Source organism: Alloscardovia venturai (assembly GCF_042676605.1).
Classification (GTDB): domain Bacteria; phylum Actinomycetota; class Actinomycetes; order Actinomycetales; family Bifidobacteriaceae; genus Alloscardovia; species Alloscardovia venturai.
Window position 1 is genome coordinate 1 of sequence record NZ_JBHTHQ010000027.1, and the last position, 1,069, is coordinate 1,069.

Annotated in this window: 1 protein-coding gene; it reads right to left on the reverse strand. The window is 48.3% G+C overall.

Annotated features, from left to right (window positions below; translation table 11 throughout):
- Positions 1–469 precede the first annotated feature (469 nt).
- Positions 470–1,030, reverse strand: a complete 561-nt coding sequence (locus ACFQY8_RS07985) for a hypothetical protein (RefSeq protein WP_377939453.1) — start codon at positions 1,028–1,030, stop codon at positions 470–472.
- Positions 1,031–1,069: the final 39 nt, after the last annotated feature.

Genomic DNA, 1,069 nt, shown 5'->3' on the forward strand with positions numbered 1-1,069 from the left:
TAATGGAGTTGCGGGTTACTGGTGCTTCGAGTGTGGTAGTCATAATAATCCTTTCCGTTAAAAGTGAAACAGTGGGTGTTTCGCTTGGGTTTTCTTTTGTTGATGGTTGCGTTTCACGTCCTGCCGGTGGATGCGTGTCACGCCCTCGGGGTGCTTGACCCAGCTCGCGCGGCCGAAACAATTTATTGTTGAGAGACGCTCGGATGGGTTGACATGCGTCCGCTGGGAGGGCGAGCATTCATCGGTAAACAAAAGAAGGCCTAAGCGGTAAACAGCCACTCACATTTTTGAAGGAAGTATTGTCTTACCATGCGAGGCGCCTCGTATGCGTAATCCTTAGCTAAGTGCATAGATGCAAGGAAAAGGCCATGTCAGCGTGTGAGGGTGTGAGAGAAACTATCAAGGTGAGAAAGAAGAAGGAAGGACTACCGTCAAAAGGGGTAGTCCTTCTAGCAACTAAGCAGTGCGTTTAGATGTGGTAGTCGCCGGTTACTGTAGTAATGATGTACAGGTCACGATAGTGGGGGTCGAGATAATCGAGGCTACTTTCAAGGACTGTCCATGATAAGTCCGACGGGTTCATGATGATAATACGAGTAGTCGCATACGGTTGTGTAAGACGACGGTACTCACACATGACATGCCTGTCTGCCTCACTGTGCGCACCGTAGTGTGGCATATAACCGTAATCGGTTACGATCCGTGCAGCGTGGTGGAATGTTTCCGCAGCTTCATGTGCAAGACTATTCATCTTTTCACTATCAGCGCGTAGGTGAACGATACCGTCATTCTTACTGGTAAGCGTGTATGGCATGTACTGTATTTCCAAGTCGACGATATCGCCTGGATCGTTCCATGTGTCGATGAAGTCAACATAGTCAGCTTCATCGGCTACGTCTTTTTCGAGGGTAAGGGGATCGACCGACTGGAGAAAAGTGGCGATGAGGTTATCGTAGCTGGCATATTTTTTGAGTGCTTCGATAGCGTCTTTTTCACTGGTGAACGCGTAGAGAATGCTGGAATGTCCCATAATAATTGTCCTTTCTTATGTGTGTCACTGTGTGCGTGA